General features: G+C 47.0%; 21 protein-coding genes, 1 other RNA gene and 1 pseudogene. 18 read left to right on the top strand and 5 right to left on the bottom strand.

All coding sequences use genetic code 11. The features are described from left to right. The first annotated feature begins 385 nt into the window (after positions 1-385). From secG to BBD41_RS12970, 12 genes and pseudogenes are all read left to right on the top strand, one after another. Positions 386-616 (top strand): preprotein translocase subunit SecG, encoded by a 231-nt coding sequence (secG, locus tag BBD41_RS13025; RefSeq protein WP_007132909.1) that lies wholly within the window; start codon positions 386-388, stop codon positions 614-616. 191 nt (positions 617-807) lie between these two features. After that, a complete protein-coding gene (gene rnr / locus BBD41_RS13020) occupies positions 808-3,450 on the top strand; it encodes a ribonuclease R (protein WP_099477847.1) in 2,643 nt (880 codons plus the stop codon). Between the two features lie 291 nt (positions 3,451-3,741). Beyond that, positions 3,742-4,221: an SsrA-binding protein SmpB gene (gene smpB, locus BBD41_RS13015; RefSeq protein ID WP_007132695.1), complete on the top strand. Its 480-nt coding sequence runs from the start codon at positions 3,742-3,744 to the stop codon at positions 4,219-4,221. Between the two features lie 267 nt (positions 4,222-4,488). After that, positions 4,489-4,856, top strand: a transfer-messenger RNA (tmRNA) gene (gene ssrA, locus BBD41_RS13010). A 93-nt stretch (positions 4,857-4,949) separates the two neighbouring features. Then, on the top strand, positions 4,950-5,147 hold the full coding sequence (locus BBD41_RS13005; RefSeq protein WP_099477846.1) for a hypothetical protein: 198 nt from the start codon (positions 4,950-4,952) through the stop codon (positions 5,145-5,147). 562 nt (positions 5,148-5,709) lie between these two features. Beyond that, positions 5,710-6,192: an RNA polymerase sigma factor gene (locus BBD41_RS13000; protein WP_099477845.1), complete on the top strand. Its 483-nt coding sequence runs from the start codon at positions 5,710-5,712 to the stop codon at positions 6,190-6,192. Beyond that, on the top strand, positions 6,189-6,797 hold the full coding sequence (locus BBD41_RS12995) for a zf-HC2 domain-containing protein (RefSeq protein ID WP_099477844.1): 609 nt from the start codon (positions 6,189-6,191) through the stop codon (positions 6,795-6,797). The genes BBD41_RS13000 and BBD41_RS12995 overlap by 4 nt, the downstream gene beginning before the upstream one ends. Positions 6,798-7,116: 319 nt before the next feature. Further along, positions 7,117-7,569 carry an HNH endonuclease gene (locus tag BBD41_RS12990; RefSeq protein ID WP_099477843.1) on the top strand — a complete coding sequence of 151 codons (453 nt, stop codon included), beginning with the start codon at positions 7,117-7,119 and terminating at the stop codon, positions 7,567-7,569. A gap of 155 nt (positions 7,570-7,724) precedes the next feature. After that, positions 7,725-7,841 (top strand): annotated as a pseudogene (locus tag BBD41_RS30275) (DNA-binding response regulator); the annotation flags it as partial. A gap of 516 nt (positions 7,842-8,357) precedes the next feature. Beyond that, complete coding sequence (locus BBD41_RS12980; RefSeq protein ID WP_077570416.1) at positions 8,358-8,558, top strand: cold-shock protein; 201 nt, start codon at positions 8,358-8,360, stop codon at positions 8,556-8,558. 26 nt (positions 8,559-8,584) lie between these two features. Further along, positions 8,585-8,851, top strand: a complete 267-nt coding sequence (locus BBD41_RS12975) for a cold-shock protein (RefSeq protein ID WP_317616230.1) — start codon at positions 8,585-8,587, stop codon at positions 8,849-8,851. 326 nt (positions 8,852-9,177) lie between these two features. Then, positions 9,178-9,969: a sensor domain-containing protein gene (locus BBD41_RS12970; RefSeq protein WP_077570410.1), complete on the top strand. Its 792-nt coding sequence runs from the start codon at positions 9,178-9,180 to the stop codon at positions 9,967-9,969. Between the two features lie 70 nt (positions 9,970-10,039). On the opposite strand, the gene nikE is transcribed toward BBD41_RS12970, so the two are convergent. The 5 genes from nikE to nikA are packed head-to-tail and all read right to left on the bottom strand — an operon-like array spanning position 10,040 to position 15,163. Then, positions 10,040-10,840 (bottom strand): nickel import ATP-binding protein NikE, encoded by an 801-nt coding sequence (nikE, locus tag BBD41_RS12965; RefSeq protein ID WP_077570408.1) that lies wholly within the window; start codon positions 10,838-10,840, stop codon positions 10,040-10,042. Positions 10,841-10,883: 43 nt separating this feature from the next. Then, a complete protein-coding gene (gene nikD, locus BBD41_RS12960; RefSeq protein WP_099477842.1) occupies positions 10,884-11,717 on the bottom strand; it encodes a nickel import ATP-binding protein NikD in 834 nt (277 codons plus the stop codon). 14 nt (positions 11,718-11,731) lie between these two features. Further along, on the bottom strand, positions 11,732-12,565 hold the full coding sequence (nikC, locus tag BBD41_RS12955) for a nickel ABC transporter permease subunit NikC (RefSeq protein ID WP_077570404.1): 834 nt from the start codon (positions 12,563-12,565) through the stop codon (positions 11,732-11,734). Beyond that, on the bottom strand, positions 12,562-13,506 hold the full coding sequence (gene nikB / locus BBD41_RS12950; RefSeq protein ID WP_099477841.1) for a nickel ABC transporter permease subunit NikB: 945 nt from the start codon (positions 13,504-13,506) through the stop codon (positions 12,562-12,564). Before nikB ends, nikC begins: the two co-directional genes overlap by 4 nt. Before the next feature lie 16 nt (positions 13,507-13,522). After that, positions 13,523-15,163 carry a nickel ABC transporter substrate-binding protein gene (nikA, locus tag BBD41_RS12945; RefSeq protein ID WP_099477840.1) on the bottom strand — a complete coding sequence of 547 codons (1,641 nt, stop codon included), beginning with the start codon at positions 15,161-15,163 and terminating at the stop codon, positions 13,523-13,525. Positions 15,164-15,794: 631 nt separating this feature from the next. Between nikA and BBD41_RS12940 the strand changes: the two genes are divergently transcribed. The 6 genes from BBD41_RS12940 to BBD41_RS12910 all read left to right on the top strand — a co-directional run bounded on the left by BBD41_RS12940 (position 15,795) and on the right by BBD41_RS12910 (position 22,895). Then, on the top strand, positions 15,795-17,048 hold the full coding sequence (locus BBD41_RS12940) for a mechanosensitive ion channel family protein (RefSeq protein ID WP_099477839.1): 1,254 nt from the start codon (positions 15,795-15,797) through the stop codon (positions 17,046-17,048). Positions 17,049-17,389: 341 nt separating this feature from the next. Next, positions 17,390-17,866, top strand: a complete 477-nt coding sequence (locus tag BBD41_RS12935) for a hypothetical protein (RefSeq protein WP_099477838.1) — start codon at positions 17,390-17,392, stop codon at positions 17,864-17,866. A gap of 7 nt (positions 17,867-17,873) precedes the next feature. After that, on the top strand, positions 17,874-19,577 hold the full coding sequence (locus tag BBD41_RS12930; protein ID WP_099477837.1) for a hypothetical protein: 1,704 nt from the start codon (positions 17,874-17,876) through the stop codon (positions 19,575-19,577). Between the two features lie 210 nt (positions 19,578-19,787). Then, a complete protein-coding gene (locus BBD41_RS12920) occupies positions 19,788-20,333 on the top strand; it encodes a hypothetical protein (RefSeq protein ID WP_099477835.1) in 546 nt (181 codons plus the stop codon). Then, a complete protein-coding gene (locus BBD41_RS12915) occupies positions 20,330-21,883 on the top strand; it encodes an AAA family ATPase (RefSeq protein ID WP_099477834.1) in 1,554 nt (517 codons plus the stop codon). Before BBD41_RS12920 ends, BBD41_RS12915 begins: the two co-directional genes overlap by 4 nt. A 367-nt stretch (positions 21,884-22,250) precedes the next feature. After that, entirely contained in the window at positions 22,251-22,895 is a 645-nt protein-coding gene (locus BBD41_RS12910; RefSeq protein WP_099477833.1) for a TetR/AcrR family transcriptional regulator, read from the top strand. Positions 22,896-22,952: the final 57 nt, after the last annotated feature.

Below are 22,952 nucleotides of genomic sequence, written 5' to 3'. Positions count from 1 at the left end.
TGGGGAGGGCAGGCTGTTTTTTTGCTGAAGCCAGGTAGTGGCAAGCTCTAGGAGGCTTTGTTGCGATACACAGTTAGATAAACGTTTCGCATCGTTGAATTTCTCGTATTCACTTATTATCGCTCACAATCTTCGAATATGGAATCGAATCTTAGCTGGTACTTGAATCTTTCATTTGGTTGCATTCTTGGAATTCTGCCTTCTCTTGTAAATCACTTGAATCTCTTAAATCCAAACATTTGATCCGACCACTAGAGACGGTTGGTAATGCCTTGTCAGTCAGAATAAGCTATGGTACAATAATAATGCTGTTTTTCATCAGAATTTTGAACCTTTTAATTCGATTATAAATCTGATGTTTACATACGCGTAGGAGGTGGAAGTCATGGTTGTATTGTTCGAAGTGCTGCTCGTCATTTTCTCCATCGGGTTGATTACGGTTGTTCTTCTCCAGAAAGGGAAAAGTGCAGGTCTTGCCGGTGCCATCTCCGGCGGTGCGGAACATCTGTTTGGCAAAACGAAGGCTCGCGGTATGGATCTCGTGCTGCAGCGCATTACCGTTGGTTTGGCGGCAGGATTCATGATCTTGGCGATTGTTGTTGCGATGTTGAAATAATGGTAATACGGCCCTCGCTTTTCACTCTGGAAGAGCGGGGGCTTTTTTATATGCCTTGGGCGAATGGTGATCTTTGGGGGGATTTCGAAGGATACCGCGGATTAAATTCGTGTATACTAGGGTATGTGTATATGTAGGCAAAGAATGGATAGAGGAACGAATGAATTCGCAGGTTCCCCGAGGTGATAATCATGATAACGGAACAAATTTTACTCGATTTTATGCGGGAAACTGCATACAAACCGATGACGTACCAGGAATTGGAGCAGCATTTTGCGATTGAGGATGCTCATGATTTCAGGGAGTTTTTAAAGCTGTTGAACGATCTGGAGCAGTCCGGAAAAATCATTCTGACCAGCACCCAGCGCTACGGCGTGCCGGAGCGGATGTCTTTGCTGCGCGGGCGCCTGCAGGCGCATCCGAAGGGTTTTGCGTTTCTGATTCCGGATGACCGGGAGCATCCCGATGTGTACATTCATGCGAACGACCTGAAGAGCGCCATGAACGGCGATACGGTGCTGGTTCGCATTAGCTCGCAGCATAGCGAGGGCGGCAAAATGGAAGGCGAGGTTGTCCGCATCGTCACCCGCGCCGTCACCCAAGTGGTGGGCGTCTTCCAAAATCACGAGGCGTATGGTTTTGTCCTGCCGGATGATAAGCGGATTAACCGGGATATTTTTATACCGAAGCATGCGATGAACGGCGCCGTGGACGGCGTGAAGGTCGTCGTCAAGCTGGTGAGCTATCCGGAGGGACGGACGGCGGCCGAGGGCGAGGTTGTGGAGATTTTGGGCCACAAGGATGATCCGGGCGTCGACATCCTGTCGATTATCCGTAAGCATCAGCTGCCGGAAGGCTTTCCGGAAGAGGTGCTGGCCGAGGCGGATGCTGCGCCGGATTCCATTACGGAAGAAGAAATCGTCCAGCAGGGCCGGCGGGATCTTCGCAGCTTAAATATCGTCACGATTGACGGCGAGGATGCGAAGGACTTGGACGACGCGGTCAACGTGGAACGCCTGCCGAATGGCCATTACCGTCTGGGCGTGCATATTGCCGACGTGAGCTATTACGTGCGCGAGCATTCCGAGCTGGACAAGGAAGCGTACAACCGCGGGTGCAGCGTCTACCTGGTAGACCGGGTCATTCCGATGCTGCCGCACCGCTTGTCCAACGGCATTTGCAGCTTGAATCCGCAGGTGGACCGTCTCACGATGTCCTGCGTCATGGAATTCAATGAGCAGATGAAGGTCGTGAAGCACGATATTTTCACAAGCGTGATTCGGACGAAGGAACGGATGACGTACAACAATGTGCGTAAAATTCTGGTCGACGAGGATCCGGAGCTGATCGAGCGTTACAGCGATCTGGTGGAGGATTTCCGCCTGATGCAGGAGCTGGCGCTGAAGCTGCGGAACCGCCGGATGCGGCGGGGCGCGGTCGATTTTGACTTTGTGGAGTCCAAGGTCATTGTCGATGAAAATGGCAAGCCGATCGATATCGTCAAACGGGAGCGCTCCATCGCGGAGCAGATTATCGAGGAATTCATGCTGGCCGCCAACGAAACGGTGGCTGAGCATTTCCACTGGCTGAAGGTGCCATTCATCTACCGAATCCACGAGGATCCGGATCCGGAGAAGCTGCAGAACTTCATGGCGTTTGCCGCGAATTTCGGCCACCATGTGAAAGGGCGCGGCAATCAGATTCATCCGCGTGCCCTGCAAAGCTTGCTGGACGACATCCACGGCACGAAAGAGCAGACGGTGCTCAGCACGATGATGCTCCGTTCGATGAAGCAGGCGAAGTACGATTCGGAGAGCACCGGCCATTTTGGTCTGGCGGCCGAGTACTATTCCCACTTCACGTCACCGATTCGCCGTTACCCGGACCTGGTCATTCACCGGGTGATCCGGGAGGTGCTGGAGAGCGGCGGAACGCTGAGCGAGCAGCGGCATGAGCAGCTCGCGGCCCGCATGGCCGACATCGCTCAGCAATCCTCGGAGCGCGAGCGCGTCGCCGTTGATGCTGAGCGTGACACCGAGGCCCTGAAGAAGGCCGAGTTCATGCTGGATAAGGTCGGCGAGGAATTCGAGGGCATTATCAGCAGCGTGACCAGCTTCGGGATGTTCATCGAGCTGGAGAATACGGTGGAAGGCCTGATTCGGCTCAGCGCGCTGACCGACGATTATTACCACTTCGACGAAGGCCACATGGCGCTGATCGGGGAGCGGACATCGAAGGTGTTCCGCATCGGCAATGACGTCAAGGTGCGCGTGGCGAAGGTGAATATGGATGAGCACACCATCGATTTTGAGATGGTGGATATGAAGCCGCGCCGGCAAGGCCGCGGCGGCGGTACTGGCGGCGGCGACCGCGGCGGAGCCGGTGGCCGCGGGTTTGGCGCCCGCGATGGCGCAGCCCGCGGGGGCAAGGGCCGCGGCAAGCGCAGCGCCGCGGCAGAAGGCGGCGCGCCGGCAGGGCGCCGCGAGGGCAGCGCCGGCGGCCAGGGCGGCCGTGCCGGCGGGAAGCGCGGCGGCGGAGAGGCCGCCGAAGGCACGGAGACGCGCAGCTTCGCGTTCGGCTCCGGCAAGGGCGGCTACAGCTCCGCCGGCGGCGGGGCCCTTGGCTTTGACCGCAACGCCCGCTCGGGCGGCGGAGGCGGCAAGGGCCGCCGGAAGAAGACGTCGCGCAGCGGCATCTTTATCGGCGAAGGACCGACGCCGGGCAGTGGGCCAGCCGGCCCTGATGGCGATGCCTCAGGCGGCGGCGGACGGCGCAAGCGGAAGAGCAAAGGCGGGAACGGCACAGCCGCTTTTGTGAGGAAGAAGAAAAAGTAGGGCTGGGGCGGACGGCAAGCGTTTTGACATCCCTATAGGACCAGCACTGTGAACACAGTTATGATGAATGGGAAGGGGATACTCATTTAATCTTGAAGTCCCTCTTCGGTGCTCATGGCCTTAGAATCATGGCTGCCGATTTTGCCATTCGATATTCAGAGCGGAACGCTTGCCCCGCCTTGCGTAAGCAGGCCAACGTTTGATACAATGGACTTCTGGTGAGATTGCATTTTTTCGGCGGTCTGCCGGGAGTCCTTTTTCCATTTACTGCTCATGACAAGGAGTGAGACCATGGGTAAGAAGAGTGACGGGAAGGTTCTGGCCCAGAACAAGAAAGCTTCCCATGATTACTTCATAGAAGATACGTACGAAGCGGGGATGGTTCTGACCGGGACCGAGATCAAGTCGATCCGTAACGGCCGTGCCAATATTGGCGACGCGTTTGCGACAATTCGCAATGGCGAGATCCACATTCACAATATGCACATCAGCCCGTTTGAGCAAGGGAACCGGAGCAATCCATCCGACCCGACGCGTGCGCGGAAGCTGCTGCTGCACAAAGAACAGATCCGTAAGCTGCTAGGTCAATCCAAGCAGGAAGGATATACGATCGTTCCGCTTAAAATCTATATCCGCAACGGTTATGCCAAGCTGCTGCTGGGCCTCGGCAAAGGTAAGAAGCAGTACGACAAGCGTGCGGATGCTGCGAAGAAGGACGCGCAGCGCGATATCCAGCGGGCACTGCGGGAGAAGCAGAAGATTGTGCGTTGAGGAAGCAAGTTGGCTTTTCGAGTGGCATGTTTTAGCTGTGTTACCTGCATTATATATATCATTTTGATGCAGTTTGTGATATACTATTTGATGTAAGGCAAGATTGACTCTTTGACAACAGCATGCAGTAGACGGCATTCTTTCTTTGGAGGGAAGGAATGCGAACGTTTGATTGACTACTGTGGCTGAATCATCTTTAGATCTAATCCAGGTACCCTTTTTGGCGGAAACGTCAGGTGCTTAGCGCATCGGCATTTCTCCACATAAGGGGGCGTTCTTTGGATTCGACGGGGATAGTTCGGGCATGAGTAGCGGGTAGTGGGGACGCGTCCACTTCATCAACGCTAAAGCCATAATAACTGGCAAACAACAAACTTCTTACGCTGTAGCAGCTTAATAACCTGCACGCGTGCTCTCGCTCTGTATCGCCCATGTACCGGGATGAGGGCTCAACTTTAGTGGGATACGCTGTCACATCTCCGCCTGGGGTGTGCTGAAGAAGACAATCAGGCTGGGCATAGCGAAAGCCGGTTACGGGGCGTTTGCTTTGCCGACATTAAAACTGTAACTACACCCGTAGAAACTTGTGTTGTCGTTATCTTCGGACAGGGGTTCGACTCCCCTCGCCTCCATACATACCAATGATAGAGCCATCAGCCAGTGATCTGGTTGGTGGCTCTTCTGTTTATGATATAATAAGCGTAATTAGAAAACTGGAGGGACTCAGGATGGTTGCCAATCGAGAGCAGCTCCAAGAAATTCTGAAAAAAGCAAATCAACATGCACGCAAGCAAGCCAAGGAGTCAGGGGCATCCATTTACTATATCAAGAATAATAAACGAGTTCGTGAGGATGCTAACGGAAATAAGTTCGAAATCATTTATGATGCAACCGGAAAACGACATGAGTTCGAATATCATGAATAAGCAAAAACCAGTTATGACGGTTTTTGCCGGAACAAATGGGGCCGGAAAAAGCACGCTCAGTATGCTCGCCCGTATACCAGGATAAGGGCTCAACTTTAGCGAAATACGCTGTCTTGTCTCCATGAAGCTGAAGGAGACAATCAGGCTGATCTGAAGGGAATTGGGTGACAGGGAGTTCGAGTGTCGCTTACGATGTTAGCATTGTTTCGCAATGCTCTCAGGTGACATCAAATCTGTCACCACACCCATAGAAGCTTGTGCTGTCGTTATCTTCGGGCAGGGGTTCGACTCCCCCTCTCCTTCATACATAGAAATCCACAACCAGTTAGGTTGTGGATTTTTGCTGTTTGTAGAGAAAACAAAGAGCAAGCTGACCCTGACGAATGTGGAGATACAGGCCGTGACTTATATAGGATTGAAATAAGAAGCGTTATACAAGGAATTGTAAATAAATTTCAGGAATGAAGCGGCACCTTTATTAATCAATGAAAATTTGGTTATTTCAAAATAAGTTGTAACGTTTATCATCATATATGGATATATAACTTGAGGAGGTGAACAGATGCAGGACACCGAGGAATTATACAGGGAATTTTCAACCCAAGTATATAAGTTCGTATTCAGCTTGTGTCAGAATCATTTGTTGGCAGAAGAGATCACCCAAGAAACTTTTTATAGAGCGATAAAGTCGATACATAGATACGATGGAAGCTGTAAAGTATACGTGTGGCTTTGTCAGATTGCTAAGCATGTTTGGTACCAGGAGCTGGACAAGCAGCAGAGGAGGCCCTCTGATACATTACTAGATCCTTCTCTTACGGATTCAAATTCGACAGAATCACAGTTTATTTTAGCTCAGGACAAAATGGACTTATTCAAAAGGCTACATTTGCTTGATCCAAATACTAAAGAAGTGTTGTACCTGCGTTTGACCGGAGAATTTAGCTTTCGGGAGATTGGAGAGATTCTCGGCAGAGATGAAACGTGGGCAAGAGTTACCTTTTACCGCGGAAAACAAAAATTGTTGAAAGGAAGATCGTCATGAAGTGCGATATAATTCGGGATCTGTTACCTTCCTATATTGAAAAGCTAACTTCTTCGTATAGTAATGAAGAAATCGATAGGCACCTGGAGTCCTGTGAGGCATGCCGTCAGTTTCATCGAGAAATGACCGAGGAAACAGGTCTCGGTATGCCCGTAATTGATAAAGATGAGATAGACAAACTCAATTACTTAAAAAAAGTGAAAAAAATGAACAAACGGAAGATCATTTTATCCATCTCTGTGGTGCTCTTACTGGCTGCAGCTATTATTTGGCTATTCGCTATTGGGACTCGAGTGTCGTCTAATGATGTTGATATCGTTTATAAGAAGAGCAACGGTCGTCTGGAGGTTCATTTAACTTTGAAGAATGGCAAAGACTTGCTGGTCTCGGGGAAGAATGAATTTATTTACGATGGTGATGACAATGTAATCGGTAGTGAAACAAGATACACCCCTAAAGGCGTGATTCATAACCCTTTTGATGATGTTGGTAATGAGTATAGCTTAGGGATGGAGATCCGTAATGAATCGGATTACCAAAACACTTTTATTTTAGAATTCAAAGACAAATCGATGACGTTCATTAATGGTGAACTGGTGGAATAAATCAAGGTGTTAAGGGAAAATTAACCCTTCCTGCGACCTAACAAGGTCGCTTTTTGTATTTTGGCATTTGTAAGGGACGGCGAAACTGGTATTGTGGTTCTGGGCCGCCTCGTGCTGGTCTTGTATATTTACGGGCAATGCTTTCAGGTGACATTAAAACTGTAACTACACCCGTAGAAACTTGTGTTGTCGTTATCTTCGGACAGGGGTTCGACTCCCCTCGCCTCCATCTTGAAAAACACCATCCGCATGAGGATGGTGTTTATGTTTTATATTAATACTATAGGCTAGAGCATGTCTTACAGATGGAGTGAAATCGATGAATCATAGTCATGATGGAGAGGATCGATTGATAACGGTGCTCAATATGGATGGTCAACAGCTAACCCCGTGTTTGCTCCATCGGGCTTGGCGGGAAGTTGAGCGATCGCGGGCTGTCTGGATTGATGAGCAGACGATCCAATTGCTTTATAATCCTTTCTTATTCCCGGGCTATCGAAAAGCTGCACTGAAACGAGATCATTACACTTGTTTGTGGTGCGGGGGGCACGCCACGACAGTAGACCATATTATCCCCTCAAGCAAAGGCGGCTCGGATCTCCCCCACAACCTGATCGCTTCATGCAGCGAATGCAATACGAAACGTGGAAACCGTCCGGCATGGTCCTATCTCAAAGAAAACGCACGCGCTGTTCCGAATCTTATAAAGCTGTGCTGGCGTATCTTTATCGCGAATTACAGACATCGCCCCATGAAAAAAGGGGACACTTGAGTAAAGGTCTAGAATTGTTGTTTCGACCGACCGAAGTCTTTGCAGGAATCGTGGCCAAAAATTCACAAAACATGACACCTCAATCAAAGAGTATTAAATGTACATTATGCATAAGAAGGGCCTTTAGAGGTCCTTCTTTTTTGCCCCTTTTTTCTGTGTTTCTATCCTACGGAACGGTACGGAACTATATGTCGGAAGCGATTGCGAAGCTCGGGGCGAATACACGGATCGAAGCAATAGACATCGCACGTAGCAAGGGATGGTTGGATTAGGGAGAGCTCCGAGCTCTTGAACAAAGTATGATTAGACAAATTTTGGAGTTACCTGCTCCATCCGTTCCGTATTCCTACCATCAACAGCCTGAAGCTGGGCAGAACTGGTTTATTGCGAAATGGTGAAGGGTTTCGAGGGCGGGCTATTCATGTTGCTCTGACCGCCTACGATGACTTCATTCCTTTTCCTCCGGGTGGCCTCGATCATTTTATTAGCGACCTCATTGAGCGAGCCGGATTTGTCATACCAGTTTTCGGGATTCGCCCCTGAAGTGTGAGCTTAAATTCGTGCTTATATGTCCGGGAGACAGATAAGGTGTGGGGTAATTAAATTGATGCAAAAGTAAAGAAAACTTGTAAATCAACTCCAGTTGTGTTATAGTTAGATTATTGGAATTTGGACCTGAGATCACATATTGTAGAGGGTTAGATTTTGATTATGTAGCCTTGTACAATATGTGATTTTTTTTTGAATTCGAAGATCATGTAAAAATGAAAATATGGAGGTAATTGACCATGGAAAATGGAACAGTAAAGTGGTTTAATGCAGACAAAGGCTTTGGTTTTATCGAGGTTGAAGGCGGAAACGACGTATTTGTGCACTTCAGTGCAATTGTTAGCGACGGCTTCAAATCTTTGGAAGAAGGTCAAAGAGTTGAATTTAATGTAGTACAAGGCAATCGAGGCCCACAAGCCGAGAATGTTGTTAAACTATAACTTGTAGTTAGAAGGTCCCGCACATCGTGTTGGGGCCTTTTTTTTCGCTCATTATTCCAGAAGAGAAAGAGGGATGCTGCTTGTACTATTCACGGAGAAGACTAATGGTTGATCTTCCAGAGGAAATGACAACGATATGGTCATGCGCCAATAAAAAGTGCAACGGATGGATGCGGGATAACTTTGTTTTTTTGATTCAACCGATCTGTGGCCAATGCAATTCCTTTATGGAGAAGAGTGAGAGAATGCTGCCTATTTTGGCCAATACAAGTCCTAATCAAACGAAGCACTAAAATAAAGCGAGAACCGGTGATTTCACAATCCTTGTCACCATCAAGAGCCCCGATTACCTGAGTTTTCAATTCATAATTGGAATTTTCAACACGCCATGAGTGGGTCAGCTACCTTCAGAAAGGTGATTCGTTATGAACTTCTCTTTTTATACCAAACGATTTGCGTGAATTTCCGGAAGGTTAACGTCTGCAAATCGACCGATCCCTAGTCTTAGGTCTAGGTCCAGATACCCCTTAAGACGGTTATGTCGGGTGAAAAAGGCGGTTATAATGAATTTATAACTTGCTGATACGTGACTATATGATGTCGAAAGGGGTGTTTGAATTTGAAAGCAATAGAAGCAACGAACTCGGAGCGGACAGGTAAGGTGAAATGGGTGCTTTTTAATCCAAAAACCTACGCAACGATCCTCTATTTATTGCTATCCCTCCCGTTAGGGATTATTTATTTTACAGTAGCGGTAACAGGACTGGTATTATCCATCGGTCTAACTCCCATATTTATCGGAATCCCGCTGTTCTTTGGCGTAGCGAAGCTGTTAAATGGGATTGTGCTTTTTGAACAAGGCATGATTAGGCAAATTTTGGGCCTTCCTGCTCCATCCGTTTCGTATTCCTACCATCAACAGACTGAAGCTGGGCAGAACTGGTTGAAACGAATGGTGAGCGGTTTTGACGGAGCACTATTTATTCGAAACCTGCTGCTCGTATTCCTAAGGTTTGTTACTGGTATCGTATTCTTTGTTATTATGGTGACGGTGATTTCACTGGGACTCGGATTGATTGCTCTTCCGGTCGTGCATATCATACTGATGAATGAAATCCAGCTTGATATTTTGGAGAAAAGCTTGTTCAGTTATTTCCATATCGATTGGACTTATAATCAGCAATACCTGCTGTACGTAGGCGTTGGTCTTGTCCTGTTCTGGGTCGCGCTGCGCATCGTGAATGGGCTCATGCAAATTCAGCGCAGAATCATGTACGTGGATGAACCCTATCAGCGGCCGTCCGTGTCCATGGAAACCCAAATCCATGAGCCTTTTCAGCCGCCATATGATGAGTACCCGGAGGATCAGCCCGCTCAAGGGATGATGCAGCCAGCCTATAGAGAGCTTTAAAAGCTCTCTTTTTTTGCGTTTTTTAGTTGTAATCCATTCAACCAGGAATCCCCAACCCTTACTTATATGCTTATACACCTGAGCGGAAGCGGGGGTGTTCCGGAAGCATCGATTGAACGAGTTTTTGTACGCTTAGGTGCTGCAGCCCAATAAACTGCTCTTTATTCTCGGAATGCACGACCAGTTCGCCGTGATCCATGACGGCCAATGCATCGGAAATGTGATAAGCAGCCTTAATATCATGCGATATAAATAAATACGATAGGCCAAAATTCGCCTTTAAATCAAGTAATAACTTGAGGATAGCAGATTGCGTTACCATATCGAGGCTGCTGACAGCTTCGTCTAATACGATCATTTTCGGCTTCAATGCAATCGCTCTTGCAATATTGATTCGCTGCAGCTGTCCGCCGCTAAACTGATGAGGGTATTTTTTTCGATCATCCGGATGAAGCCCGACGATTTCCAGCAGCTCTTCTACCCTTCGTGTTTGCGCTTGCGCTGATAATTTCTCATAGTTCATCAGCGGTTCTCCGATAATTTGCTCCGCATTCATTTTCGGATTAACCGATGAATAGCAGTCTTGAAAAACAACCTGCAGATCGCGGCGAAGCTTTTTGCGGTCGTATGCATTTGAAGCATACAGGTCGACGCCTTGAAATAAAATTTGTCCCTTCTGCGGTCTTTCCAAGCCAAGGATGACTTTGCCGAGCGTGCTTTTACCCGCTCCGCTCGCTCCAAGAAGGCCCAGGCATTGGCCGGGCTCGATTGATAGGGAGATGTCGGAAAGCACGATTGAACGCTTAGCTTTTCTAAACAGACTACTTGCGGCGTATCCATGAGTCACATGGCTTACTCTCAGCAAACTCATCACAGGGCCCCCGATCTTATACAATTTGTCAATTTGTGAACGATCATGCCAGTATAATCTCATTGGATTGTTGGTCTATGGAGAACGATGGCCTTGCGTTCAACAACTTTTGCGTATATTCGTGCTGCGGATGATCGAATAGCCGAAAGACATCCGCTTGCTCGACAATACGCCCTTGATGCATGACGGCGACTTCGTCGGCTATTTCCGCAATGACTCCCAAATCGTGAGTAATGAGCAAAATGGACGTGCCATACTCCGAACGAATACGGTCTAGCTGCCGCAATACGCGCAGCTGATTGTCCGCATCTAACGCGGTGGTCGGTTCGTCGGCAATGATGACGGAGGGACGGAGGCAGACGGCCGTCGCAATCATGATGCGCTGCAGCATACCGCCGCTCAATTGAAAAGGGTACTGCTTCATAATGGTCGTCGGGTCCGGCAAGTTCACGTCATGCAGCGAAGATACGGCCAGCTCATAGGCTTGTTTTTTCGATAGGGAAGTATGCGTACGGATCGTTTCGATGCATTGGCTGCCAATAGTCAGAACAGGATTGAAAGCATTCATCGGATTTTGCAGGATAAGCGAAATTTCTTTGCCGCGAATGGCACGCATCGACTCTGAACGAATTCCGTTCAGCTCGCGCCCATTCAGCCGGATGCTGCCTTCGATTTTTGTCGTTTTCCGGTCCAGCAGCTGCAGCACGGACATGCTGGTCATCGTTTTGCCGCATCCGCTTTCCCCAATTAAGCCAAGCACGCGGCCGGGCCGGAGCTCCAAATCGATGGCATGGACGAGCGGCGTCTCGCCTTGAGCCGTCTTTGCCGTTACGCGCAGGCCGCTTATCTGCAATACAGCATTAGATTGTGCCGTCATATGGCTTCACCCTTTCAGAAACGTCGTTTTACGCCGAAGCGCTCCGATAACGCTTCTCCTAAAATATTGAAGGTCACGACGATGATTAAGATCATGATGCCCGGATACAGCATAAGCTCGGGATTGCTTCGAATATAGGATTTGCCCTCATGAATCATGGAGCCCCACTCCGGCGAAGGCGGCTGGACGCCCAACCCAAGAAACGACATGGCGGCGATGTCCATGATCGCCCATCCGATCTCTAGCGTCCCCATAACGACGATTGGCGGAAGCACATTCGGAACGACATGACGCCGAATGATCGTCCACTGTGAAGAGCCGCTTATTTTTGCCGCCGTAATGAAATTTCGCTCCCGTAAACTGAGCACCATGCCTCGAAACATCCGGGCGTAATAGACCCACTGCACCATAATCATCGCCAAGATCACCTGCGGCAATCCGGGGCCGAATATACCGACAAGTCCCAGCACGAGCACAAGCGTCGGAAATGCCATGACTCCTTCGCAAAAACGCATCAGCACTTGATCGATGATTCCGCCTTTATATCCGGCAAACGTCCCAATCAGCAAACCAATCAGGAGCGAGGATATAAAGATTAAGGATGCGAAGCCGAGGGAGATGCGCGATCCGTACAGCAGGCGGGATAGATTACATCGTCCGAGCTGATCGGTGCCGAGCGGATAATCCCATGAAGGGGACTGCAGCTTGATCGCCAAGTTGACCTGAACCGGATCATGCGGGGCGATCCACGGAGCCATAATGGAAAGTAGAAAAAGGACGGCCAGAATGACCGAGCATACCGCTGCGGTCTTTTGGCTCCTAAGGCCGGTACGCATACTAGCTATCATTGGTCGGTCCGTCCTTTCCATGAGATTCGAGGATCCAAAACCATTTGCACAAGATCGACAATCAAGTTGCATACGATAAACAGGCAAGCGGAAATGAGCACGTAAGCTTGGATAACGGGTATGTCCCGATTAAAAATCGCTTCAATAAAATAACGGCCGAAGCCTGGCCAGGAGAAAACCTCCTCGACAATGATCGTCCCGGCGAGAAGTTTTCCTAAATTCATGCCAAGGCCGGTCAGCATCGGTGGTATAGCAATTTTCAACACGTGCTTGCCCAGAATCACCTTCTCTTTGATCCCTCTGGTTCGCGCATACAGGACGTATGGCTCTTGCAATTGTTCCAGGACGCCGGTGCGCAGCAAGCGGGAATAAATGGCGATGAGCCCTAGCGCGAGTGTAAAGGACGGCAGGACAAGATGCGCGAATGAACCTCTGCCCTGCACCGGCAGCAGGTCCAACTTGACCGAAAAGAAAAAGATCAACAAATAGCCGAGCCAAAATTGAGGAATCGATGCGCCGAAATAGGCAAGCACGCGGCTAAGATGATCAAACACGCTATTTTTGTATATGGCGGCCAAAAAACCGATGGGAATGCTGATGATGACAGCCAGTACAATACTGCTGAAGGCGAGCTGAAGCGTCGCCGGCATCCGAAGGCCAATTTCGTTCCAAACCGGCTCGTTCGAAACATAAGATGTGCCGAAATCGAGTCGGCACATCTTCATTAAGGATTGAGTGTATTGAACAAGCAGCGGCTGATCCAAGCCGAATTCCTGTCTTTTCTGTTCGAGAAGCTCCTCTGTCGGATGAATATGTGCCGCTGTCAAATAGACTTCGGCTGGATCGACGGGGGATAGATGAATCAGCAAAAACGTCAGAAACGTGGCAAACAGGAAAATAGGGATGACGGCCAAAAGCCGTTTTCCGATAAAGCTGCCCATGATGCGCCTCCCTGTATTACGGATTTAAGCTAATGCTGGAGAATGGGTTATCGTCCCGGCTTCCAGGAAATTCGAAACTGCCGATTTTATCGGTGTATGCGACAGTCTTCCTGATGTAGGAGATGGGCACAAGCGCACCTTCTTCGTGAAGCGTCGTCTGAATGGCGTCATACAATTCTTTGCGTTTATTCTCATCCGTCGTAGCAAGTGCTTCCTGCACCTGCTGGTCAAGTTGTTCCTTTATCGGCAGGTTAGTGAGCGCCTCCGCAATGCCGAAGCTCTTCTCCGCTACGATATGGATGAACGAGCTCGGATCGTACGGTGCGCCGTAATTGCTGAAGAAATACAGATCGAATTGCCCCGCGCGGAACCGTTTTATTTGCTCCGTCAGCTCAATGCCCGTAATGTTCAATTTCACGCCGATAGCCGCCCATTCCGCTTGCAGCGTTTCGGCCATTGGCTTGATCACTTGATCCGACTTCTCGTAAATCAATTCCACCTCCAGCTGCTTGCCGTCTTTTTCCCGTACCGCCTTGCCCTCAGGCAGCGTCCAGCCGGCTTCGTCCAAATAAGCCTTCGCTTGCTCGAGATCGTAGCCAAGCGGGGCAGGGTTCTTCTGCGCATATGGGAAGTTGGAGGATAGCAAGCTGTCCGCGGTCTCTTCCAATCCAGAAGTGACGCCTTGCACCATTGCATCTTTATTGAAGCCGTGCTGCAGAGCCAAACGCACTTTTTTATCCGACAGCGCCGTGTTCGTCGTATTCATAACCAGCTGCCTTGTTGCAACTGGGCTGGAAATTTGCGTGGAATAATCATCGTTAGCTTGCAATTGCATAAATGCGTCCATGCTGATGGAGCCTTCTCCGTAGATCAGGTCCAATTCGCCTTTTTCGAAGGCAAGAACGCGGGTATCGCCGTCCGGTATGATTTTAAATACGACTTTATCGATTTTAGGCTGCTCACCCCAATAATGAGGATTGCGCGTGAACTCCGCATACTCATCCGTTTTGTAATCCGTCAGCATCCACGGGCCGGTTCCAACAGGCTGCTTCACGCCTTTAGAGGTATCGCCGTCATCCGGGAAGCCGGCATCACGGAGGAAACGCACCGGACGAATAACCGACAGCTCCTGTAAAGTCGGATAATAGGCTTGTTTCAAAACGATGTTGAACGTATATTCGTTTACCGCCTCCGTTTTGTCCAGCAAGCTGATGAAGCCGAGCCAGCTGTGATTATCCTTGTGTATCATAATGGCATCGAAATTTTTCTTGGCACTTGCTGCGTTGAACGGAGTGCCGTCCGAGTATTTAACATTTTGGCGAATTTTAAACGAATAGGTTTTGCCGTCCTCCGAAATTGTCCACGATTCGGCCAAGAATGGCACAACCTCGCCGCCTTCGTTATAGTTGACCAACGGCTCATAGATCATCGATTGCGCGATTAGCTGGGACGGATTATAAACATGAGGATTCATCGGTCCGATGTCCCGTGGCCACGATACCGTGATCGTTTTATTCTCAGGCGTTATAGTTTCTGAATTTTCCTTTGCGGCAGCATTGCCGGCGGCGTTATTGTTGTTATTGCCGGAGCAGGCTGCAAGCGTAATAGAGATTAAAAGCAGTATGAGCAGCAGCATTTGGGTTTTCGATGTAAACATCGGAGTAGTACTCCTCTCGGATTCAGCTATTTTAATTGAGATTGATAATTATTATCAATTCACTATAGCAGATTATAATATTCAAGGTCATACTGTCAACAACAAAAATGCGCTAGACTCTACAGAATATATTGATAGTATCCATTAAGAAGCACTGTAATCGATTATCAGAGCCAGCAATCAGAGCCGTAGAATCATATTCACTCTAGGTAGTACAGCCTTTCCCTGGCACTATCTCTCATAGCGGGAGGGTGGGTGAATAAGGCAACGGTCCATGCAGCCGATCTTTCGATCATTGGCGGTGGGGGCTAGATGAAACGGCGTATATAGAAAGGTCGCCCGTAGGTAATGTGGAGGGATACAATGTATATGTTAAAAGCGCCGGCGCGCCGGATAGCTAGAATTTTGGGGAGGTCTTTTTCCATTTATGCCTTAAGAAGGCAATAGCTAAAAAGATATGGTACATATAACCATTGAATCTGTCTTTCCTTTACCTCGGGTCTCCATCTACTTTATAATAGTAGGCTATATAAGCTGAACGAAATGAGGTGTAGACAGCACGAATATTTTACGTACTAGGCAGTGCATCAATTTCATACTCATATAGTAAACAAGGCTTTAGGAGGCAACAATGGATTTTATCAGAAATCAACTAGACGGATATGGCATGAGCGAGCAAACGGTGATCTATCTTTCCAACATGATCATGGTCCTTTTCATCGCGCTGGTCTCCATACTGGCCAATTATATAACCAAAAAGATTGTGCTGAAGATCATCATTCACATCGTCAATAACAATCGATATACGTGGGACAATATCATTGTGGAGAAAAAAGTGTTTCATAAGCTCTCGCACCTGGTGCCGGCAATCATCATCTATTATTCGGCGTCGATTTTTCCGTCCTATCAAACTTTGATTGAAAAGGCAGCCATGACCTATATGATTATCGTAACGATCATGGTATTTAATGCGCTGCTGAATGCGTTTGATGCCATTTATCGTTCGTTCGAGGTTTCCAAGATCCGGCCGATTAAGGGATACATTCAGGTAGCGAAGATCGTTCTTTACATCGTCGGCGGCATTGTGGTCATCTCGAACCTCATCGGTCAGAATCCCCTGATTATTCTCAGCGGGCTGGGTGCCTTATCGGCTGTGCTGATGCTAATCTTCAAGGACTCCATCTTAGGCCTGGTGGCAGGCGTTCAGTTATCGTCAAATGATATGGTGCGTGTCGGCGACTGGATTGAAATGCCCAAATACGATGCCAACGGCGACGTCATCGACATTACCCTAAACACGGTGAAGGTGATGAATTTCGATAAGACGATCACCATGATTCCAAGCTATGCACTCATCTCCGACTCCTTCAAGAATTGGAGAGGCATGCAAGTATCCGGCGGCAGAAGGATCAAGCGCAGCTTCTATGTTGATACGACGAGCATCTGCTTTTGTAGCAAGGAAATGATTGAGGAATTTCAGAAAATTCACTACCTAACCGACTATATCACGACAAAAATAAGCGAAATTAACGCGTACAACCTCGAACACCAGATTAATACGGAAAGCAAAGTGAATGGCAGACAACTTACGAATATCGGCGTATTCCGGGCATATATCCAACAATATCTGAGGCATCATCCGAAAATTCATCAGGAGATGACGCTGATCGTCAGACAGTTAGCGCCGGGAGATAACGGGCTGCCATTAGAGATTTATGCTTTCAGCAATGATACCAACTGGGCAGTATATGAGGCGATTCAAGCGGATATCTTTGACCATATTTTCGCAGTCGCGCCGACATTCGGGCTTCGTGCCTTCCAAAATCCAAGCGGCCATGATATCGTCCATCTCAAGCAAAGCCCGGAATTTTCGCGGGGATATTGAGGTAGGGAAAGAAAAGTCAGTCTGAAATACCCGTGTTTTTAGTTAATGATTGAGGTCATTTAAAAAAAGGTTTTAATTCATTGTTAGTTCATTCATATAATCCACAATCTTCCGAGATTGTGGATTTTTCTTATACTTTGTTCTGACCAGGGGATAGAATAGAAAGCTTATGAACCCAGTAAGGATTGGTTTTAATTAATTGTATAATTCTACAATTTGTTTCAGTAAAAGTGTTGAAGAGTCTACTAAATTCTACATTCTGAAGTACCAAGTTCATCATATCCCTACATCATGTTCCATGATATACTAAAATAAACCAAAATCTAGTTCTTGGAGGTACTATGCGGAGACCGATATTAGGACTTAATACACGGGTTGAGACCAGTCTGGATGTCGCCCCCAGGCAGCAAGCTGTAGTTCGCTTGGAAGGAATGGCATTAGAAAAAAGACTGCGCTCAAAACGCTCGAGCGCCTTTGTCGAAGCGATATCCAAACTTGATGTTAGCGGTGTGGTTGCCACTAAGGAGAAGGTTCAAGAGCTTATTGATCAAATAGCCAGTGAATTCCCTGAGTTAGCGCCAGATCAACTTCCATTAGGTATTGTGAGTAAGTGTTACTTGGGAAATCCTTATGAGGTCCATTCGCTAGATGCTGGACTACAGATTATCAATCATTATAAACGAGGTGAAGTTCTACCCAACGGTATGGAAAAAGCCAGAAGATTGGCTATGCATCCTGGCTATGAATACATCGAGGTTTATATGAATATGATGTGTGCGGTATCCGGGTCCGGAGAAGTATCTATAATTAAGGAGTAGATAAACGATGTCAAATCAAACGATCTCAACGGCTAACCTAAGTCGGATAGAAAATTCGTTAAGCGCAATTAACGACAACATTAATGTAGTGTCTCATCAGGTTGCTACAGTAGAACAACAACTAGAAGATACTAAGAGCGATCTAGAACTGCTTGCAGAAGAGTTTCGTGAGTATGTCCGTCAGGACGCTTTAATCAAAAATGTCCAGTTAGCAGAGATGAGATTAGTTAAGGTTCGACAAGAGATCGAAAATAAATACGGCCACTATGAGGATGTTCGTCGTAGAGCGATTGGAATATTGCAAGCCGTCGACACCAGTTTGGTACGTAAGGATACGATCGAGAATGCATCGGAAGAGCAGCTGCTGGCTGCTCCGCGGTATTGGTTGGCGCCTTGTTTAATTGCACTATCCGCTTGGCTCAGTGATAAAAAAGAACTGGCTGAGAAGGCAGTTATTGAAGCTCTGCGAAGAGATGACGAAAAGACATCCTTGTTTTTTGCATTGGTAACACGTCGAGGAGGTCGCTATCAATCAAGTCGTGCTTGGCTGGAACGATATTTTGGTCAGCAAGATCCAAATGAGCTAAAGAGAGAAATCGTTGTTTTGATTGATGGTTTTTCTAACGGAATTTTTGGTCCGGAGGCTAGAGCAAGATGCGGTTTATTAATTAAAAGCTGGTTGGACGAGCTATCGCAAAAAGCAGGATTTATAGAAACGCAGCGAGATCAGTGGAAGAAAGCGCTCTTGTCACGCACAGAAAAGCTGGATTCTGCAAAATTTCCTCATTTACAGAAGTATAGCCCAACTTGGCCAGAACTCCGACATTCGTTTGAGGGAGCAAAGTTGCATGATGTTATTTTTCAATATTTCAATTTTATACTTACGCAAGAGATTATTCCTTCCAAAAACTTGGCTTTTGCAGTAGACGAACTGCTTGACATTTTAGTTCGTGAATTCGACGAAGAAGAATTGCCGTTAAGACGTGAAGAACGCCTAAATGAATTGATCATAAAAGAAGATGGGGATAAAATATCGGCTCAGAATTTGTTTGCAAACGAGAAGGTCATTGAGGAGAGACTTGACTTTACCCAGTTACTCACAAACTTCGCCATGTATCCTACAGAATCCAACGCTTCAGTCGCTACCCAAAAGCTGGCCATAGCATTATCCAAGGAGTGGATTAACCATGCCCATGATGATCTAACTGCCGAAAACCGCAATTCAGTCCCAATTGATATTGAGATTGAACTAGATGACTGGCAAGGAATATCAAGGGACGGGAGTAACGAGGAGGAGCTGATTACTGATTTACAACAGCATATTCAATTGAAAAAAGAGGATGCCTTGAGAAGAAACAAACTTGGTATCAAAAATTGGATAGCACTTGTTGCAGGTGTTGGGTTCTTTATTTTAGGCTTAAGCACATTGTTTTTATTTATTGTTTCAGCAATCTGCTTCATTATTTTCCTAAATGGTTTGATGAATGTAAAAAGGAACGTAAAAGTAATTGAACAGAATTATGAGGAGCTTTTCGCAAACCACAAACAAATTTTAGTAGCAACCCTAAGTGATATTGTTGATTATCGCCGAGAGTATGCGAACGAAGACACGAAAGCTAGCAATATAAGAGAGCTCCTTGATCAGGTTACACCCGAGCAATATACATATTCTACCTATGATTCTGCACGAGCCGTTATTTCTTCAAATTAAAAGGAGTGAAATTTTGATGTTATTAAATCGGACCAAGCCAGTTAACCAGAATTCCTCTACTGAGCCAGCCGACCAAAAGCAACTTAAGCTGGATCTCAAAATTGAAGAGCTACAAAGGCAAACGATAAATCAATCATTAGCAGAAAGCTTCCCTGCATGGGATTTAAATCCGCCAGCTATATTAGTTCGTAGACGGAGCTCAAAGGTACTATGAATCCTCCAAACTATTATTCCGATTGGATGCATTTGTTACATCAATTGAAAGATCTTGGTCAGGAAGATGAGAAGATTATCGGTGTCCTTGAAAAAGGAAGTTTGGAATGGACATCAGGTGTGGCTGATAAAATTGTTGATTTAACTCTTGAAGTTATTGAATTCAAATTAAAGAATACAACTCGTCAGTTTCAGCAGGAATTAGATCATTCACGCGGTGAAGAAGCAGCAATTATTTCGGCTATTATAAATGCCCGATACCGATTCAATTTAATCTATCGGTTGTGCCGGTTTGCTATATTTCCAAATGAGGTAAAGGAAGCTTTGACGAATGTTGTCAGTAAATATGTCGGAGATTCTCAGGAAGCTTTATTGGAAAGCGCAAAGTATGATCGAACTGGTCAACTTGCCTATACGATTAGACATAACAGTCTGATACCGCAACAGACACAAGCTCCAGCAGCAGCGGCTCGTGAGTCAATTGAACAGAAGGAGACTAATTCTAGTCAATTTAAGCCTAGAAGAAGGGTGCTATTTAAATGAGTGATTTGCAAACATGTATGAGAACTATGGAGCAGTATTTGAAAGCTAGAATTCCCTTTATTTCTATCCGTACCGCGGAACGATCTCGAGCACTTAACTTTATTGCTCAATTATCAACAAAATTAAATTTAAATATTGGCTACCATACACTATCTCAGGGAATGAGGGATATCACAACGAATCGGCTTCTCAATGAGGACCGTTCGGTCATAGGCGGTTTAGATTATGTGACGCAAAAAATCGGCCAACTGCAAAATCAAACATTTGTTTTTACTGAAGTACAGGAGCTTGAGGATGATACTCGAATGGCAAGACAATTACAAGATGCCGTAATGCTTGCCACGGAAACCGGTGGTTCTATCGTTATTATTACAAATAATCCAGTCTGGGGACCATTACAGCGTCTCGGCATGTCGATTGCCCTATCTCCGCCTAATGAAGATGAAATGTTGATTATTATTAGGGATCAAATTAACCCTTATCGAAGCGAAATGTTAATTGAATGGAATGATGCCGAGGAGAGGCAAGCGGCAGCGATACTTGCGGGCATAAGCCAAATCGAGGCAGAAAATGTAATCGCAACATTATTAGCTAACGGCAGTATTAGGAACGAGGATCTAAAGGAATTAATGCATGCCAAAGATAAAATATTCGCCGATATTTCTGGCATTGAACGAGTTATTGTAAGAGATGACTATCAAATTGGGGGGTTGGACGGTCTTAAATTATGGCTTGAAGCTAACCGCCAACTATTAACAGCCGACTTACGAGAACGCGGCATTCGTCCTCCCAGAGGTATTTTGTTAGTAGGTGTTCCAGGGTGCGGGAAGTCTTTGTCCGCTAAGGCAATTGCCTCCTTATGGAACCTTCCACTTTATCGTTTGGATTTATCCACCATACATGGGCAGTACTTGGGCCAAAGTGAGAATCGTTTAAAAGAAGCATTATCTACAGCCGATCATGTGGCGCCATGCGTATTATGGATTGATGAAATTGAGAAGGGGCTTGCTGGCGCAGCAAACGGAGGAGATGGAGGCACATCTATTCGTTTAGTAGGCCAATTCCTATATTGGTTACAGGAAAGCCTTGCTAGAGTCTTTGTTGTTGCGACTGCTAATGATGTGTCTAAGCTGCCTCCTGAACTGCTGCGCCGTGGACGTTTTGATGAATTGTTTTTTGTGGATCTGCCAACTGCGAGTGAACGGGAAGAGATCATAAAGATTTATATTGAAAAAGGGTTGAAGAGAACAATATCAGACGATTTATTACAGCATTTGGTGAGAATTTCAGATGGCTTTGCAGGTGCAGACTTAGAAGCAGCTGTTCGGGACGTAGTGAAGCAAGCATTTGTGAAGGGGGACAATTCAATTACAGATGAAACTTTTATAAACTTTTTTTCAAATGTTGTTCCGTTATCTCAAACAAGCCCTGAGCAAATTGAAGCAATACGTACTTGGGGAAAAGAAAGAGCAGTACCTGCTGGTAAAATAAGTGATGAACAGAATGGACATAGCGCTCACCGACCAAGCGGACGGAAAGTAATAGTATAGTAAATAAAGGCTCAATAGACGTTGTGTGCTTCTGCATTTTAGCTAATCATTTGAGCTGTTGAATCGATAGGATAATCGATGAGCCCTCCTTTCTACAAATTTTTCATAAAAGTACTAATTAGCCATCCTTCGATCACGAGAGTTCGAGGTTCCATAGAATAGGGGTGCACTAACAGAGGCTCAGCTCCCTCGCCTCTTCTGTAATCCACAGCCATGCCGGTTGTGGATTTTTCTTATGATTAAAATGGATAAAGAATGACGCTTCATGGAACGAAACCCAACGACAGGAAACTACCTCTTGACATCCTTCCAGCATATGGTATCATTTAACCGACAGACAGTCGGTCTATGTCAATGGAGGGATTCCATGAGAGTTGTAAAAAAAGCAGAGGAACGCAGAAACGAAATTCTTGACGCGGCGGATGAGCTTTTCGGTCAGAAGGGCTTTGACGGAACGAGCACCAATGATCTCCTCGAGAAGGTCGGCATTGCGCGTGGAACCTTGTATCATCACTTCAAGTCGAAGGAGGATATCATGGACGCTCTGATCAATCGGTATGCGGCCCGCCTCTTGGAAGGGGCACGGGAAATTGCCGCGGACAAGAGCATCCCGGTCGTTGAGCGGATTACCCGCGTTGTGATGGCGCTGAACCTTAGCGGCGGAAGCAGCCAGGAAATTATGGAGCATATTCACAAGCCGCAGAATGCGCTCATGCATCAAAAAATACAAAAGGTCATTATCAATGGCGTCCCCCCGATCCTGACGGAAATCATCCGTGAGGGAATTACAGAGGGGCTGTTCCATACACCGTTTCCGTATGAGTGTATGGAAATGGTGGTGATCTACGCGACAACCGTATTTGATGACGATGTGGTTGCCATGACGAGCGAGGAGCGGTTATCACGAATGGTCGCGTTTATTTCCAATGTCGAAAGACTGCTTGGCGCGGAAAGCGGAACGCTGATGGACACGTTGAAGATGTTTGGCGGAGAAGGGGGGAGCCATGAGTAGACCGGAGAATTCGTTCTGGAGGCTTCTTCCGTTGTGGTCGGGACGGGAAAATATCGT

The sequence above is a fragment of the Paenibacillus ihbetae genome (genome assembly GCF_002741055.1).
Taxonomy (GTDB): Bacteria; Bacillota; Bacilli; order Paenibacillales; family Paenibacillaceae; genus Paenibacillus_AQ; species Paenibacillus_AQ ihbetae.
Note: the sequence above shows the minus strand (reverse complement) of the source record. Positions and strands in the feature narration are given on the sequence as shown.